The organism is Daejeonella sp. (assembly GCF_049655485.1).
In the GTDB taxonomy this organism is placed as follows: Bacteria; Bacteroidota; Bacteroidia; order Sphingobacteriales; family Sphingobacteriaceae; genus Daejeonella.
Window position 1 is genome coordinate 11009 of the sequence record NZ_JBASJU010000360.1, and the last position, 16374, is coordinate 27382.

Consider the following 16374-nt stretch of genomic DNA (forward strand, 5'->3'; position numbering starts at 1 on the left):
GTACGTTTTTGCTCAATTCTGTTGGTGCCGATAAATATAAAGCTGGCGTTGTTTTAGAAACGCTCTTTTTGCTTTTTTAGTATCTCTATACTCTGGCAACAGTGCAGACTATTAAAGGTTTGATTAATTAATTTATTTATTCGCCTGGCCCGAATTTAAGAACTTAATATTACTTAACGAAAATAATGGCATTAAAGGTGCCGATTTGCCGTTCTTAAATACAAAATATACGGTATGCAAACCAGTTACAGGCTTAAGAGTGATTTTCAGCGGTGCTGATTTTTCACCAAGAACTTTTTCTGAAACTGGTTGTACTTCGGAGCTTCCGACGAGCAGCCCTGTAGGAGAATCCAATCTCATCTCTATCGTTCCTCCCGGATTTTCCTCACGGACGCTTGTGGTGACTTTCAAATCGACCTCTTCTATTCCCGTAAGATCTAAAGCCCGGAAACCTATATAACCATTTGCAACTGGCACGGCGTTGACGATTCCGTCTATACCGTTCACCTTTACAGTTACATTTCCTATGATATCAGCCGATGAGGCTTCGATAGATGGCTTCCTTAGTATTATATTATTTTCTGAGCTAAGCTTTGGAATTGCTCCTTTGCCCTTGTCAGTATACGCCGCGCGGATCAGGTACGTGCCGGAACCGCCGTCATTCGCAGGCAATTTAATCGCATAAGTTCCCTTAACTGGCAGGGAATTGGCAGATTTTGATCCAGCCTTCATGATATAGTTGGCAATTGAGCGTGCATCGTTTTCTGTAATAGCAGAATGCGCTGGCATAGCGATTACTTTGGTCCACACCCCGCTCCCACCATTGCGGATCTTACCAGCAAGATACTCCTCAGCTTTCGGATCGTTTTTGTATTTCTCCGCTATCTGGGTAAAGGTGGGCCCGATATTAGTAACATTTAAAGTATGGCAGTTATAACAATCCGATTTTTTCATAATTGCCTGCCCGACTGCAAACTCAGCTGTGGCATCAACGCTTCGCTGGCCCTGTATTATTTCCGCATAGTCGAATCCTTCAGATAAGTAATCTATAGTAACAGCTACCTGACTGGGATCTATTGTACCTGCAGTTAAACTGCCATCTTCTTTATCATTAACCGATACGGCATAACCAAGTTGTGTATTATCGAAAAAGAAAGAACGGTTCCCTGTTAGATTTATCAGGACCTCCGGGGGACTATTTCCAGCTGTAATTTTCAGGGATTTACTGTTTGAAACTCGTCCATCGCTGACCGTCAAATTAGCGGTATATACGCCAGGTTTAACTAATTTCAATACAGGATTAGCCGTCTTATAAACCTGGTCAGCAATGCCTGGAGAACTTATTTTCCAGGTGTACTGCAGGGCATCCCCGTCGGCATCTTTCGTGTTTTTAGAAGACAGGTTTACAGTTAAAGGAACAGCGCCACCGATCTTATCGGCTGACACAGCTACAAGGGGTTTTCGGTTTCCTGCATTATACTCTATTCTGACAAGTTTGGCACTGGAACTTTTCGCAAACCACAAACTTCCATATTCAAGCACATACAGATCCCCGTCCGGACCAAATTTCATATCAATAGGCTCAACAGGGCGATAGTCGGATAAGAAACGTTCCATCGACTTATAATCCCCTTTTTCGTCCATTGAGATAGACATAATCCAGCCGCGGGCAAGATCAGTTGCGAGCCATTTACCTTCGTAATAGCCAGGCCATGGACGCTTTGGATCTTTAAAGTCTGCCCTGCGGTACACCGGACCACCCGTAGCACTCCTGCTTCCGCTGCCAAGCAATGGAAATTTATCAGATACTCCATATGGGTAATAAATAAAAGGGGGCGCAACCGGCGGCAACTCCTTGATACCCGTATTATTCACCGAATTATTTACCGGTTTCAAAGGATCTTTAGGATCCAGAAGTTCTCCGTTTTCATAATCAAAAATATTGAACGCGGCGTTGGGGCCTACAAAATATGGCCACCCATAAAAACCAGGCTTGCGGGCCTGATTCAGTTCATCATAACCACGAGGGCTGATCTCTGTGTCCTCATTCGCATCTGATCCAATGTCGCCAAAATATAAGAATCCTGTTTTACTGTCGACAGACGGCCGCCATGGGTTACGATGACCCATTGTGTAAATCTCCGGTCTGGTGCCTGCTGTTCCTTCAGGAAACAAGTTCCCAGCCGGGATTTTATACGACCCGTCTGCCTGTGGCTTAATTCGGAGTATTTTCCCTATTAGGCTATTTGTATTAGCGGTGCCCCTTTGATCATCCCAGTTAACCCGATTAGGGCGCTCATCGGTTGATGAGGAAAGTGATGTCCCAGAATTGTTACCTACAGTTAGATACAGATTTCCCTCTTTGTCCCAGGTCATACCTCCGCCAGTGTGGCAGCAGGTTTCACGCTGAGTTGCAAATTCCAGAACCAGTCTTTCACTGCCTGGAACAAGAACGTTATCTTTAAAATCCCAGCGGCTTAGCACAAATTTGCTTTGTACAGGATGGGAATAAAAGGTGTAAACCCAATTGTTCTTTTCGAAGTTGGGATCGACAGTTAGACCTAATAAGCCTTCCTCAGCTTCAGTAACTATTCCTTTAGCGCTGGTATATTTGGTGTTCACGGCGATAGTTCCCGCAATGCTGGTCATCCCAGTAATGGGGTCAAAAAGCTTTATATCGCCCTTCCTTTCACTGATCAGCACACGGCCATCACTTAAGACTTCAAATGTATTAGGCTCATCCAGTTCGCCAGGCTTTGTAAGCGTCACCGGGGTAAATCTGCTTTCGTCAGGTTTTTGATCTGTGGAATCAGAACGATCGCTGGCTGCCATTGTAGCAAATAAACTTGCAACTGACAGAATAATTATTGATTTTTTAATACGCATTAATTTATAAGACTAAGATCCTGTAGTATATACGATGTAGACCAAAAATAATTTTATTTGGCGCAACATAATTCTATTTCTCAAAACTATGATAAATTCTTAAAACGAGTGCTTATTCTGACCCGTCTTTTTAATCCTTTAAAACATCTAAAGCCCCGGGTTGGTTATTAGTGAAATCATTCATTATGGAAAACACAGAAGACCACTTAAAAAATCTTGCAGGCGCTGAGGCTAAAGCAAAACTAAAGGAACTTGTAGAGAAGGCAGAAAATTGTTTTTTCTGTTCAAATATCAAAACCGGACTGCCTTTTTCGACCAGGCCGATGTCAGAGCAATTGGTAGACGAAGAAGGAAATATTTGGTTTTTGAGTCGTAAGGATAGTGAAAAGAATGCAGAGATAGCTCAGGATCCGATGGTTCAGTTGTTATTCCAGGCAAATAAGCATTCCGGATTTGTAAGTATTTATGGGATTGCTGAAATAATTGATGATCAGCAAAAGATAGATGAACTTTGGCAGCCCATGTTTAAAGTATGGTTTGAAAAAGGCAAGAATGATCCAGTAATCAGCCTGATAAAAGTTGATCCTACACAGGGCTATTATTGGGATACTAAGAATGGCCAGGCCATTGCGTTCCTTAAGATTGCTGCTTCGTTAGTGACAGGTAAGGCCATGGATGATAGTGTTGAAGGGAAGTTGGAGGTAAGCGATTAATGCTTTAAGAATTCGACATATCTTCTTATTTTATTATTAGTACCTTCGCGCAGTTTCCGAATCGAAAAACATGTCAGCGAAAAAACCAGCATATCATTTTAAAGCCCGACCGGCTTTGTTGTGTTTATTGCTGTCCTTTTTTTTATTGACAGATTGCACTGTAAAAAAGAGCATTCATGCACTTACAGAGGGAATCCCTGCAGTTGAAAATACAAATCCTAATGCAAGAAGACAACTTACACTGAGTTCTCAATCTTGTTTAAGTTCTGCTCCATCGATATTGGATGAAGTGGATTTGCGGATTACCCAATTTGCAAATCCGGTTTTACCTTTAATCCCGATAACCCTTATAGAGCTGCGGGTTTCTTCTTTCAAGAATCAGTTTTTTACCGCAACACCCTATTTTTCTAAAACCGTTTTCTTACAGACGGACACTCCCGTTTATCTCAGGAACAGAATCCTGCTGATCTGATTTTCTTTCGCGCTTTAACCACTTAAGCCCTTCATTCCCTTCTCTTCTTTCAAAGAAGCTTTGAGATTGAAATGAAAGAATTTCTCACTATTTAATTTTCAGAATTTATGATAAGGTATCAGCTTTATCTGGCGACAGCATTACTGCTGTTAGTTAGTACAAGATCGTACTCTCAAAACGAACAGCATATTTCTATTTCCTATGCCTGGGATGAAGCATTTGCAAATTATCCGGGCTTGACAGAAAAGAAAGCAAATATCCGGGAATTTGAGTACCGGAGAACAGAAGTAAAGAACGGCTTTTTACCTCAAGTACAGGTCCAGTTACAAAATACTTATGGCAGCTATTCCGGCAACACCGGGGCCTTTTTTCCTCTGCCGGGCATTTTCAATGTGAGCGGAAATAACAAGGTTATTGGACAGCCGAATGCTGCGGCCAATTCCTTTGGGTCTGTCCTCATAGATTGGAAACTTTTTGATTTTGGAATACAACGAAAGGAGCTTCAAGCAACCAACTACCAGGTTAAAGAAGCCGGAAGCGATTTCAATGCGGCAAAACTTCAATTGCAAACGAAAGTAACAAGGCTATATATAAATATCCTATACAACCAGTCAAAGCTGGAATGGGCAACAGATAATGTTAACAGAGTCAAGGAAATTCTCACCCTCTCCAAAAGTCTTGCTGAAGCCGGATTAAAACCGGGGGCCGACACATTGCTCTCATCTGCGTCCTATCTGCAAACACTTGCTGAATTGGACAACTGGCAAGGGAAACTCGCCTCAAGCCATATTCAATTAACGGAAGTTGTACCTATACTACCGGAAAGATTAAAGATAAGATCTGACCCGTTTTTGACTGCAACTGCAGGAGAAACAGGCTTGGATTCAGTAAGCCTGGCCCATCCCTACCTTGATATTTTAGCTAGCAGACTGCTCTTTGACAGAACTCAGGAACAGATTGCTGCCCGTAAAATATTTCCTTCCATTTCTCTTCTTGGGGGATTGTCAAGCCGTGGCAGCGGAATCGGCAGGGATGGCTTCGCGAGTACTGAATGGTCGGCAGGGTTCAACAATACGAGTAATAATTATCTGGCGGGGGTCGGACTGACCTGGAACATAAGCAGCGCCTATAACAGTACCGTTGAGAGAAAGAGAGTCGGGCAAACAGTTCTTGCTACAAAGTCAAGATTAGATCTACAAGCCTTACAGCTCAATACTGGGTTGCAATCTGTTTCTGCAAGAATTGATGCACAATTCAGACAGGTAATGAAGACCACACAAGCTGTAAAGAACGCCCGAAATGCTTATGATCTGTATGTATCACGATACGAAAGTGGTTTGATGAATCTCACCGAATTACTTCAGATTCAGCTTCTCCTTCAGCAATCAGAAAAAATCAATATAGAAGCTTATCAGGAATTATGGGATCAGGAAATATTGAGGTCTGAACTTTCAGGCGATTTCAATAAAATATCCAATCAATTTAATTAATAATTATACAATGAATATGATACGGTTTGCTTTACGAAAGCCCATCACGATAATGGTCGCGGTGCTCGCCATCGCTTATTTTTCATTTACCGCGGTCAGAAAGATCAACATTGATGTTTTTCCGGCTATTGAATCCCCTGCCATTTATATCGCCATGCCATATGGAGGACTTTCGCCTGCTTTAATGGACGGTTTTATGGCCAATGAGTTTCAAAAAGTATTAGTGTTTGTCAGCGGCGTTAAGGATATTGACTTCAAAAGTATTCAGGGATTCAGCCTGATGAAGCTGACTTTTTACCCCGGAACCGACATGGCGCAGGCAGCTGCTGAAGTTTCTACACAGGTATCCAAGGCCATGGGATTTCTTCCCGCGGGAGCAGTGCCACCACAAGTAGTTCGTTTCGACGGCAGTTCACTGCCTATTGGGCAACTGGTCTTTGAAAGTCCGAAAAGGTCGATTACAGAATTGCAGAATCTGGCGATGACCCGCGTCAGGCCCATGTTTGTGAATATCGAGGGTATTACTGCCCCAGGGCCTTTTGGGGCAAATATCCGGACCATGGTTATAAAGGTTAATCCGGAACTCATGCAGTCCTACGGCTTATCTGCTGAGGAGGTTACGACTGCAATAGCTCAAAACAATTTCCCCTCTCCTGCTGGAAACATTCGTATCGGGGATCAAAATTTAATGAGTCCGGTGAATTCTATTGCTAATGGTCCTGAAGAGTTCCTTAACATTCCTGTGCGTACCGGTTCCGGGATTACCGTCTTTGTCAGAGACATCGGAACTGTTGAGGATGGCTCTGACGCAACTACTGGTTATGCCATTATCAATGGTAAAAGATCCGTCTATCTGCCGGTTATTAAAAAGTCGGATGCATCAACACTCAAAGCTGTGGAAAACCTGAAAGAAGCTTTGCCAATGCTTAAAAATGGCTTACCGGAAGATGTCACGATAAAATATGTATTTGACCAATCGGCATATATCGAAAGATCCCTTGATAACCTGATCCATGAAGGGATACTTGGAGCACTGCTCACCGGTTTAATGGTGCTCTTGTTTCTTGGAGATAAACGGGGTGCATTGATCGTGGTTTTAACTATACCTATTGCTATTCTCACGGCCGTTATTATGCTGTATCTTTTTGGGCAGACCATCAATATCATGACATTGAGTGGCCTGGCTCTGGCAATCGGCGTACTGGTTGATGAAGCTACTGTTACCATCGAAAATATCCATCAGCACTTTGAGATGGAAAAACCTAAAGAACGAGCGATCCTGGATGCCCTTTTGGAAATATCCATTCCAAAACTTCTCATCTTATTATGTATTCTGGCTGTGCTGATCCCTTCATTTCTGATGACCGGGATTCCAAAGGATATGTTCTTACCGCTTTCATTAGCCGTTGCTTTTGCGATGATAGCCTCATTTATTGCTTCCCAAACCTTCGTCCCTATCATGGCAAATTGGCTGATGAAAACGGATAAGTTTCATCACCATCAAGCAAGTTTTCATAAAAAGAAACTTACCCAATTTGAAAAATTTAAGCGCAGATATTTATTGTTTACCCGCAAGGCGAATAATAATAAAGGGAAAGTCTTAAGCATTTATGCGGTTTCGGTTGTAGTAATCGTCTTATTGGGAATCCTGACAATTGGTACTGACATTCTTCCTGCCGGAAACAGCGGTGATATCCAGTTAAGAATCGTAGCCCCGCAGGGAACACGTTTGGAAAAAACTGAGAAATATTTAAAAGATGTAACTGCACTTATCCAAAAAGACCTTCCAGATAGTGCGATTAACATCACTTCAGCCTTTGTCGGATTACAGCCATCGGCCCTGGCCATCAATCCTATATTCTTATTCACGAGTGGTTCACACGAAGCTGTACTCCAGGCCTCAATAAATCAGGAAATATATGATGAACCTATTGATGAGCTTAAAGAGCATATCAGGAAGAGGGTAGCTCAGAAATTCCCGGAACTTCAATTAACATTTGAACCTCTGGAAATGGTTGAGAAAATTATGAGCCAGGGTGCGTCAACTCCTATACAGATAACTGTAGCGGCGGGGCCTCTAAAAGTGGCAGGCCAGTATGCGGCCAAAATTGAGAAGGAACTAAAAAAGAATGTATTTTTAAAAGATGTCCATATTGCAGAGCCGCTTCAATATCCTGGAGTACAAATAAAAGTTAACCGGGAGCTCGCAGCTCAATTCGGATTAACCATGCAGGATGTAAGCAAAGTACTTACTTTAGCTACCTCCTCAACCCGATTTACAAGTAAAAATTTATGGATGGATCCCAAGTCGGGTCTGGTATTCCAGGTTCAGGTTCAAATTCCTGAGGAAGACATGCAAACTCTTGACAAGCTACGGTCCTTACCCTTAAAGAAAGGGTCCTTAAGACCAGTCCTTGAAGATGTTGCGGACCTGCAACTCATGAAGATGCCCGGGCAAATAAACCGGCAGGGGCCGAACCGCTATGTTACTGTTCTTGCCAACACTTATAAAAAAGATCTGGGGGCAGCGTCCAGGGCTGTAAAAGAGGCTCTGAAGAATGCCGGAGAACCTCCCCGTGGGGTGCTGGTGAAAACCGAAGGTTCCCTGCAATTGCTGGATGAAACATTAAGTGGTTTACAGACCGGTTTGCTTGTAGCTATTATCGTTATCTTTTTAATGCTGGCAGGTTTCTATCAGTCATTTGCCTTGTCAGCGATTATCTTATCTGTGGTCCCGGCCGTACTCGGCGGCAGCTTACTCATGCTGCTTCTTTTTGGAAGCACCCTGAATTTGCAATCGTATATGGGGATTATTATGTCGGTAGGTGTTTCAGTGTCAAATGCTGTATTAATGATTAATCAGGCAGAATTCAACCGCCTGAACAGAGGCCTGGACACGTCCATCGCCACGTTCTTAGCAGCGTCATCCCGTTTGCGTCCCATAATAATGACCACGTTGGCCATGATTGCCGGCATGATTCCAATGGCATCAGGAATTGGTGAAGGAGCTGAACAGGTTGCCCCACTGGCCCAGGCAGTAATCGGCGGCTTAATCCTGTCGTCATTAACCACCTTGCTGGTTTTACCTCATCTATTTGCTGCTGTTCGTAAAAAAACCGGTCGCCAAAGCAATTCCTTAGATCCCGACGATCCTGAGAGCCGGTTTGCGAACGATAAAAGCTTATTTGAACTAACAGTACTTAACAATTAACATCATGAAATTTCAAAACATATTTATTCTTACCGCCCTTGCAGGATCCATTTTTTCCATAACAGCTTGCTCACCTAACGAAAAAGCGAAGGCAAAACAAGTCCAGGTTTTTGAGAGACCTCTTTTTCTGGAAACAACAAGGGCCACCATGGACCGCCCAGTATATTCTCTTAGTTTACCCGGTGAGTTAAAACCCTATGAACAGGTAGATATTTTTCCAAAAGCAAAAGGATTTATCAAGAAGATTTACGTTGATCGCGGCAGCAAAGTAAAAAAAGGACAATTGCTGGCGGTGCTTGAAGCTCCCGAAATTAGTCAACAATATTTATCAGTTCAATCGGATCAGCGGAAGCTTTATGAAGATTATCAATTTAGCCGACAGGCCTTCCAACGGCTTAAAAAGGCATCATTAAAAAACGGGGCGGTGGCTGAAATTGAACTGGAGAGAGTCAGGGCCCAATTCAGAAGTGATAGTGCGGCATATATTGCGGCAAAGGCGAAAACAAGCGCTTCAGGACAATTAGAAAAGTACCTTCGCATTTTAGCACCCTTTGACGGAACGGTCATTGACCGGAATGTTTCTGTAGGTGCACTGGTGGGAGAGAATAACCAGGAGCCGCTATTTTCAATAGCACAGCAGGAACACCTTCGTTTAACTGTCGCTATTCCGGAGAAGCATGCACACTCTCTCCAAACGAATACTTCCGTAACATTCACTGTCAGCGGCCGACCTGGCAAAGTCTACAGCTCCAACCTGTCACGTAACAGCAGTCTCCTTAACCAAACAAGCAGATCAGTAACGACTGAATTTGATATAGAAAATAGTTCAAGATCTTTAAGCGGCGGGGAATACGCACAGGTAAAATTAAAACTGCAAAGGCCCGATTCCACATTATGGGTTCCGCTTACCAGTTTAATCCATACACAATCTGGAATTTTCATTCTGAAGGTCGACAAGGGTTTGGTTCAGCGTGTCCCGGTTATAGAAGGTAGTCGTAAAGATTCTTTGATCGAGGTATTTGGCGATATAACTTCAACAGACGATATTATAAAAAAAGCATCAGAAGAGCTTGAGGAAGGCTCCAGAGTAAAAAGCAAACAGTAGATATTTATTCAATTTAAAAACAAATAACCATGAACATCATAAAATACATCAAAGCCAATATCGGATTCACCATATCACTTGTTTTCTTTGCTATTCTAGTAATCAGTCCAGATGCGAAATCACTTTTAATGCAGGGTTTGATAAAAACAGGCTTATTTACGCCCAATATCAGCTATCTTTCGGACCAACCAGGTGAAGCTCCGGAAACATCAGGTCCCCCGGTTCCTCCTGCAAATTTTACCTCCCTGGATGGAAAAACCTTCGGCCTGGCAAGCTTGAAAGGTAAAGTAGTTTTCATTAATTTTTGGGCTACCTGGTGCCCTCCCTGCATTGCAGAGATGCCATCAGTGAATTCGCTGTATAACAAGATGAAGAGCAACGACAAGGTTGTTTTTCTAATGGTAGATGCCGATAATAAATTAGAAAACTCGGAAGCATTTATGAAGAAAAGCCAATTTAACCTTCCGGTTTACGGCCCGGCGGGTGCTTTACCCAATGAATTATTTAAGGGAAGCCTGCCTACAACCGTAATTATTAACAAAGAAGGAGAAATTGTATTCATACATGAAGGAATGGCTGATTACAATACGGGGGAGACTGAAAAACTCTTAAACCAGCTGTCGAAGTAAGTCTTAATAATAGTCCTGTCTGTCGGAACTACCGGGTTATAAACCAGGTAACCATTAAAAAAAGTCTCCCAAGACAGGACTAATCTTTCAATTTTACTATTTTCACAGACTTATTAGAAATTTTGCCTTTCAATTACTCCATTTTGAGATATTTTTTACTTCTGATTTTCTTTACAACAAGTTCATACGTTTTTTCGCAAAAAATAAACAGTGCTTATCAGATTCGTATTGCCAAGGCAAATGGTCCGATTCAGATCGACGGAAATATTGATGAGGCTGCCTGGACAGATGCCGAGCCTGCAAAAGATTTTTTTATGATCAGTCCAATGGATACCAGTTATGCTAAAGTCCTGACTGAGGTACGAATGACTTATGATGATGCTAATCTTTATATTTCTGCAATCTGTTATCAGCCAAATGCAAAGTCATATGCGGTTGAATCGTTGAGACGAGATTTTGCTTATAACAAGAACGACAACTTCTTGCTTATTGTTGACCCTTTCGATGATCAGACCAATGGTTTTACATTTGGTGTGAATGCCGCCGGGGCACAATGGGATGGACTCATATTCAACAGTAACGGGTACGATCTCAGCTGGGATAATAAATGGTATTCGGAAGTTAAACATTATGACGACAGATGGGTTTTTGAAGCGGCTATTCCGTTCAAATCCATCCGGTATAAAAAGGGGATCAAAACCTGGGGTATAAATTTTAGTCGCCTGGATATTAAAGTTCCCGAAAAATCTGCCTGGGCAAAAATTCCGAGACAGTTTAATGTAGCTTCGCTGGCTTACACAGGCAATCTCTTATGGGATCAGGCTCCGCCCGAAACAGGTACGAATGTTTCTGTAATCCCATATGCGCTGGGCGGATTTACCAAGAATTACGAGAATAATTCAGGTGCGAAATTCAGAAAAGAGGTCGGTGCAGATGCCAAAATCGGAATTACTTCTTCATTAAACCTGGATCTTACAGTGAATCCTGATTTTTCCCAAATAGAAGTTGATAAACAGGTAACCAATCTGGACCGATTCGAACTTTTTTTCCCTGAACGAAGGCAATTCTTTCTGGAGAATGCCGATCTCTTTGCAAATTTCGGATATTCAACCATCCGACCCTTTTTTTCGCGCAGGATTGGCCTGGGAGTTCCTATAGAATATGGGGTCCGCCTGAGCGGGAGTCTTGATAAACATTGGCGAATCGGTGTGATGGATATGCAAACAAAGAGTATCGAAGAGACGGGCTTGCCAGCGCAGAACTTTGCTGTTCTTGCTTTACAGAGAAGAGTTTTCTCCCGTTCCAATATTCGATTTATGTTTGTAAACAAGCAATCAGTTAACTATCATCCTGAAAATCAGCCAGGCAAGCCAGATTTTAGCCTTTTTAACAGGAACGTTGGCGTGGAATATAATATGGTGTCAAAAAACAATCTGTGGGTAGGAAAAACCATGATGCTAAAATCCTTCAGTCCGCAGAAAAAAAGTGATGACCTGGTACATGCCGCTAACTTGCAATACACCAACAGGAAGTGGGTTTTAAGCTGGCAGCAAGAAGTAGTTGGCGAGAATTATAATGCAGAAGTTGGATATGTCCCCCGTAGGGATTTTATAAGACTGAACCCTAAGGTCGGCTATTTATTCTTCCCTAAGGCAGGTAACATTTTGAATCACGGTCCGGTTTTAAGCTCATCGTACTATTTTACTAAGTCATTCAATAGAACTGATAACGAGACTATTCTTAGTTATAAGTTTACTCATCGTAACCAAAGCACATTTGAAGCATGGGCGTCTGATAACTTTATAAAGTTGTTGAAACCATTCGATCCTGTTAATACGGGTAAGGGAACTTTAGGCGTTGGTACAGAACATTTCTGGACAACCTGGGGTTTAAATTATGCCTCAAAACCGCAAAAGGAATACACATATATTTTTTCCGGTCAGTATGGAGGATATTATGCTGATGGAAAGCGCCTGAATTTAGCAGCTGACCTTGGTTATCGTTTTCAGCCATACGTTAATATTGCACTCAGTACCAGCTATAACCATATTGTACTGCCTCAACCCTGGAGGACAACTGATTTCTGGCTGATTGGTCCAAGGACCGATATTACATTCAGCAATAAATTGTTCTTCACTACTTTTGTGCAATATAATAACCAGCAAAAGAACATTAATTTAAATACTCGCTTTCAGTGGAGGTATAAACCCGCCAGTGATCTTTTCCTCGTTTATACGGATAACTATTATTCTTCGCCGTTCGCCGTACGTAACCGTGCCTTAGTATTGAAATTCACCTATTGGTGGAACTAGCTTAGGCCCAGTACAAGCCCTTCAACGTCTTACACAAAAAAAGCAGCTCATTTCTGAACTGCTTTCCAAATCGGGTGGCTGATGGGGCTCGAACCCACGACCCTCGGCACCACAAACCAATACTCTAACCAGCTGAGCTACAACCACCGTTTTTTTGTGTATGCAAAAGTAAGAAATTTGATATGCCCTGCAAATTTTTTTGTCTAGAAATGAAAATTTAATGCACTAAATACATCTTAACGGCGAACATTTATTGACTTCACATCCTTAGAACAAAATTCTTAGTTTTGACCATCAATAATAAATTAATGATCGAGTTATATACAGACGGTTCTTCCAGTGGTAACCCGGGCCCCGGGGGGTATGCGGCAATATTGCGTTCTGGACAGCATTATAAAGAGCTATCTGAAGGTTTCCGGAAAACAACCAATAACCGAATGGAACTCCTGGCTGTTATCAAAGGGCTGGAAAGCATCAAAAAACCTGGACAGGAGGTCATGGTGTTTTCAGATTCAAAATATGTTATCGATTCTATTGAGAAGAAATGGGTGTTCGGCTGGGTGAAGATAGGTTTTAAGGGGAAGAAGAATAAGGACCTTTGGATGCGTTTCCTTGAAGTATATAAACTCCATAAAATCCGTTTTACCTGGGTTAGAGGCCACAATGGCCATCCGGAGAACGAACGTTGTGATGAGCTTGCTGTGATGGCGGGGAAACAGAGGGAATTGTTAGTAGATACAGTTTTTGAAACCGAAGAATTGAAGCTGGGAATATGAATTGGAACAAAGAACAAGGAGTAAAGATCAAGGACAATACCCCTAATCATCAAAATTTACACCTTTAATAGTGATCGATACTTTTATGGAAAATTTTCTTTGCTGAAACATCTATTAAAAGCACCAATAACAGTCTTTGTTCCTTGATCCTTGATCCTTGTTCCTTGTTCTTCCTTGGGCAGCTAATCAATACCCCCAACAACCCCCTGCCTCTCCAACTTCATCTCCATTTTCTCGTCCGGTGTTAGTGAGGAATACCGCTGCATGAATTCTTCAGCCATTAGCACCATGTTTTCTGAACCAATAAAAATGGCTGAACGCTGATGCAGGGAAGTTACTTCCAGATCTAATATGCGGTGGTGTCCATCCGTGGCCCGGCCGCCTGCTTGTTCGATGAGGAAGGCCATTGGATTACATTCATAAACCAGACGCAATTTCCCATTAGGTGCACCCGATGTCGTCGGATAGATAAATATCCCACCCTTGATCATATTCCGGTGAATATCGGCTACCATAGAACCAATATATCTGGAAGTATATGGCCGGGAGGTCTGTTGGTCTTCCATCTGACAATATTTTAAATATTTCTTAACTCCATCGGGAAAATGAACGTAGTTACCTTCATTTAAAGAATAAATTGTACCGTCTTTAGGGATTTTCATATCAGGATGCGAAAGACAAAACTCGCCTATCGATGGGTCAAGGGTGAAGCCATTAACACCTTTTCCAGTAGTATAAACAAGCATCGTCGACGAACCGTATATGACGTAGCCAGCTGCAACCTGTTCTGTACCCTGCTGCAGCACATCCTCCAGAGTTGCCTTGCCGTCAGTTGACTTTCGACGGTAAATCGAGAATATCGTACCAACAGCGACGTTTACATCAATATTTGATGAGCCGTCTAAAGGGTCTATTGCCACAATATATTTCGCATTTTTCGAAACATCGGCATCAATTGGCACAAATTCATCGTTTTCCTCGGAGGCAACAATACAGCACTCTCCCCCACTGGTCAAAGCTGATATGAACTGCTCATTGGCAAATACATCCAGTTTCTTTTGGCATTCGCCTTGAATATTGATAGTGCCTACTTCACCCACAATATCCATTAGGCCTGCCTTATTAACCTCGCGGTTTACAATTTTTGACGCGATACCTATATCTCTTAATAGCCGTGAAAGCTCTCCTTTAGCATAGGGAAAGTCATTCTGCTTCTCAATAATAAATTGTCCTAAGGTCAGAAATGCATGCATGTTAGTGTATTTAACGTTATCTTTTAGCTAATTCAATGGCTTCCATATTTAGTATTTTCTGTCCGGATATATGAAACCGAAGCAGTGTGCGAACTTTGTGCCAGCCATACTTTCCCGCTGCCCCCGGATTTAAGTGTAAACAGGATATATTTTCATCAAACATAACTTTTAAAATATGCGAGTGTCCACAGATAAATAAATCCGGCTTTTCGAGTAGAATTTCCCCCCGAATCTTTGGATCATATTTTCCGGGATAACCTCCAATATGGGTCATCCACACATTCACCTCTTCACATTTAAATTTAAGGTGCTCCGGATATACTGAGCGTATCTCCTTCCCGTCAATATTGCCATATACACCTTTAAAGGGTTTGAATGCCGCCAGTGCTTCTGCTACGTCGATACTGCCAAAATCCCCGGCATGCCATATTTCATCACAATTCTTAAAATGCTCAAAAACAGCATCATCAAGATAACTGTGTGTATCTGAGATTAAGCCAATGCGTATCATTAAAATATTGTCAGATAATCTTTAAGTAATACCCTGTATTCTTCTGTATAACTGTTTTGGGCGTTATAGATGACAAATTTTTGTGTGACTGCACTTTCAATTCCTAATCCAATAACCATAATACAACGGTAAGGTTTTGATTCAGGGAAAGAATGGATAAAAATCGTTTTTTTTAATACCAGTTTCGTGGCTGATGAAAGCAAGCTTTTAACCAGTTCTGCAGTATCCAAAGGCAAAATCAGATAAAGGAGACCATGTAAACTTAAATGGATCGAAGCTCCCGATATTAAGTCTTGAAAGAAGTCGACGTCGGTATGCCTTGCCAGCCTTTTGGAGGTATCGTCTGATTTTAGTGCATTTACAAAATAGGGCGGGTTCGAGATGATCAGATCATATTTTTTATCATCAATTTTGGAAAAGTGGGCCTGAAAAGAGGATTTCACCAGTTGTATATGATCAGAAAACGGGGAATTCCTGAAATTCAGTTCAGCAGTCAGCGAAGCCATTTCATCAATTTCAACTGCATCTATTTGAGCCTCTGGATATCTTTGTGCTAACATTAAAGCAATGACCCCAGTGCCAGTACCAATTTCAAGCGCAGAATTGATATTATCGTTGGTCGCAATTGCACCCAATATAGCGGCATCCGTGTTCACCTTCATCCCGCAATTTGTTTGGTCTACACTAAACTGCTGAAACTGGAATACTTTACTCATCAGATCTCATAAAGTTCAATGGGCAGCCCGTCAGGGTCGGAAAAGAAAACAAAACGCTTGCCTGTATGTTCATCGACCCTTATTTCTTCAGTAGCAACCCCATGCTGGTTCAAATGTGCAACGGATTCATTCAGGTCGGTTACTTCGAAAGCAAGCTGCCTAAGGCCCTGTGCCTCAGGCCTTGAAGGGCGCGCTGGCGGATCGGGAAAAGAAAATAGCTCTATCTGATAATTCCCATTCACTGAAAGGTCGAGCTTATATGAATTCCGTTCCGTTCGATAAACTTCGCGGACTATTTTC

13 protein-coding genes and 1 tRNA gene are annotated in these 16374 nt (G+C 42.2%); 7 read left to right on the plus strand and 7 right to left on the minus strand.

All coding sequences use genetic code 11. The features are described 5' to 3' along the window. Window positions 1-132 precede the first annotated feature (132 nt). Entirely contained in the window at window positions 133-2886 is a 2754-nt protein-coding gene (locus WBJ10_RS14635) for a PQQ-dependent sugar dehydrogenase (protein ID WP_424291578.1), read from the minus strand. Window positions 2887-3071: 185 nt separating this feature from the next. On the opposite strand from WBJ10_RS14635, the gene WBJ10_RS14640 reads away from it, so the two are divergent. Next, window positions 3072-3599 carry a pyridoxamine 5'-phosphate oxidase family protein gene (locus WBJ10_RS14640; RefSeq protein ID WP_424291580.1) on the plus strand — a complete coding sequence of 176 codons (528 nt, stop codon included), beginning with the start codon at window positions 3072-3074 and terminating at the stop codon, window positions 3597-3599. A gap of 249 nt (window positions 3600-3848) precedes the next feature. On the opposite strand, the gene WBJ10_RS14645 is transcribed toward WBJ10_RS14640, so the two are convergent. After that, window positions 3849-3974, minus strand: a complete 126-nt coding sequence (locus tag WBJ10_RS14645) for a hypothetical protein (protein ID WP_424291582.1) — start codon at window positions 3972-3974, stop codon at window positions 3849-3851. Window positions 3975-4178: 204 nt separating this feature from the next. On the opposite strand from WBJ10_RS14645, the gene WBJ10_RS14650 reads away from it, so the two are divergent. The 5 genes from WBJ10_RS14650 to WBJ10_RS14670 all read left to right on the plus strand — a co-directional run bounded on the left by WBJ10_RS14650 (window position 4179) and on the right by WBJ10_RS14670 (window position 12818). Continuing rightward, window positions 4179-5561 (plus strand): TolC family protein, encoded by a 1383-nt coding sequence (locus WBJ10_RS14650; RefSeq protein ID WP_424291584.1) that lies wholly within the window; start codon window positions 4179-4181, stop codon window positions 5559-5561. 16 nt (window positions 5562-5577) lie between these two features. Then, a complete protein-coding gene (locus WBJ10_RS14655) occupies window positions 5578-8772 on the plus strand; it encodes an efflux RND transporter permease subunit (RefSeq protein ID WP_424291586.1) in 3195 nt (1064 codons plus the stop codon). Window positions 8773-8776: 4 nt separating this feature from the next. After that, entirely contained in the window at window positions 8777-9877 is a 1101-nt protein-coding gene (locus tag WBJ10_RS14660) for an efflux RND transporter periplasmic adaptor subunit (protein WP_424291587.1), read from the plus strand. Between the two features lie 29 nt (window positions 9878-9906). Beyond that, the gene (locus WBJ10_RS14665; RefSeq protein WP_424291589.1) at window positions 9907-10506 is read left to right on the plus strand and encodes a redoxin family protein; all 600 of its coding nucleotides are present in this window, start codon (window positions 9907-9909) and stop codon (window positions 10504-10506) included. 143 nt (window positions 10507-10649) lie between these two features. Further along, a complete protein-coding gene (locus tag WBJ10_RS14670; protein ID WP_424291591.1) occupies window positions 10650-12818 on the plus strand; it encodes a DUF5916 domain-containing protein in 2169 nt (722 codons plus the stop codon). A gap of 73 nt (window positions 12819-12891) precedes the next feature. On the opposite strand, the gene WBJ10_RS14675 is transcribed toward WBJ10_RS14670, so the two are convergent. Then, window positions 12892-12965 (minus strand) — tRNA-His (locus tag WBJ10_RS14675). Window positions 12966-13126: 161 nt separating this feature from the next. On the opposite strand from WBJ10_RS14675, the gene rnhA reads away from it, so the two are divergent. Beyond that, entirely contained in the window at window positions 13127-13594 is a 468-nt protein-coding gene (gene rnhA / locus WBJ10_RS14680; RefSeq protein ID WP_424291593.1) for a ribonuclease HI, read from the plus strand. A 182-nt stretch (window positions 13595-13776) separates the two neighbouring features. Here the strand turns inward: rnhA and fbp are convergent, their stop codons facing one another. From fbp to WBJ10_RS14700, 4 genes are all read right to left on the minus strand, one after another. Continuing rightward, window positions 13777-14847, minus strand: a complete 1071-nt coding sequence (gene fbp / locus WBJ10_RS14685) for a class 1 fructose-bisphosphatase (RefSeq protein WP_424291595.1) — start codon at window positions 14845-14847, stop codon at window positions 13777-13779. Window positions 14848-14863: 16 nt separating this feature from the next. After that, on the minus strand, window positions 14864-15358 hold the full coding sequence (locus WBJ10_RS14690) for a metallophosphoesterase family protein (RefSeq protein WP_424291597.1): 495 nt from the start codon (window positions 15356-15358) through the stop codon (window positions 14864-14866). Next, complete coding sequence (locus WBJ10_RS14695) at window positions 15358-16074, minus strand: tRNA1(Val) (adenine(37)-N6)-methyltransferase (protein ID WP_424291599.1); 717 nt, start codon at window positions 16072-16074, stop codon at window positions 15358-15360. Before WBJ10_RS14695 ends, WBJ10_RS14690 begins: the two co-directional genes overlap by 1 nt. After that, window positions 16074-16374, minus strand: a 301-nt coding sequence (locus WBJ10_RS14700; RefSeq protein WP_424291601.1) for a VOC family protein, incomplete at its 5' end; no start/stop codon positions are given. The genes WBJ10_RS14695 and WBJ10_RS14700, both read right to left, overlap by 1 nt.

Bases quoted from the DNA above. Each gene is read 5' to 3' on its own strand.
- WBJ10_RS14665 (WP_424291589.1), top strand. From the start codon at position 9,907: ATGAACATCATAAAATACATCAAAGCCAATATCGGATTCACCATATCA.
- WBJ10_RS14640 (WP_424291580.1), top strand. From the start codon at position 3,072: ATGGAAAACACAGAAGACCACTTAAAAAATCTTGCAGGCGCTGAGGCT.
- fbp (WP_424291595.1), bottom strand. From the start codon at position 14,847: ATGCATGCATTTCTGACCTTAGGACAATTTATTATTGAGAAGCAGAAT.
- WBJ10_RS14635 (WP_424291578.1), bottom strand. From the start codon at position 2,886: ATGCGTATTAAAAAATCAATAATTATTCTGTCAGTTGCAAGTTTATTT.
- WBJ10_RS14650 (WP_424291584.1), top strand. From the start codon at position 4,179: ATGATAAGGTATCAGCTTTATCTGGCGACAGCATTACTGCTGTTAGTT.
- WBJ10_RS14690 (WP_424291597.1), bottom strand. From the start codon at position 15,358: ATGATACGCATTGGCTTAATCTCAGATACACACAGTTATCTTGATGAT.
- WBJ10_RS14660 (WP_424291587.1), top strand. From the start codon at position 8,777: ATGAAATTTCAAAACATATTTATTCTTACCGCCCTTGCAGGATCCATT.
- WBJ10_RS14695 (WP_424291599.1), bottom strand. From the start codon at position 16,074: ATGAGTAAAGTATTCCAGTTTCAGCAGTTTAGTGTAGACCAAACAAAT.
- rnhA (WP_424291593.1), top strand. From the start codon at position 13,127: ATGATCGAGTTATATACAGACGGTTCTTCCAGTGGTAACCCGGGCCCC.
- WBJ10_RS14655 (WP_424291586.1), top strand. From the start codon at position 5,578: ATGATACGGTTTGCTTTACGAAAGCCCATCACGATAATGGTCGCGGTG.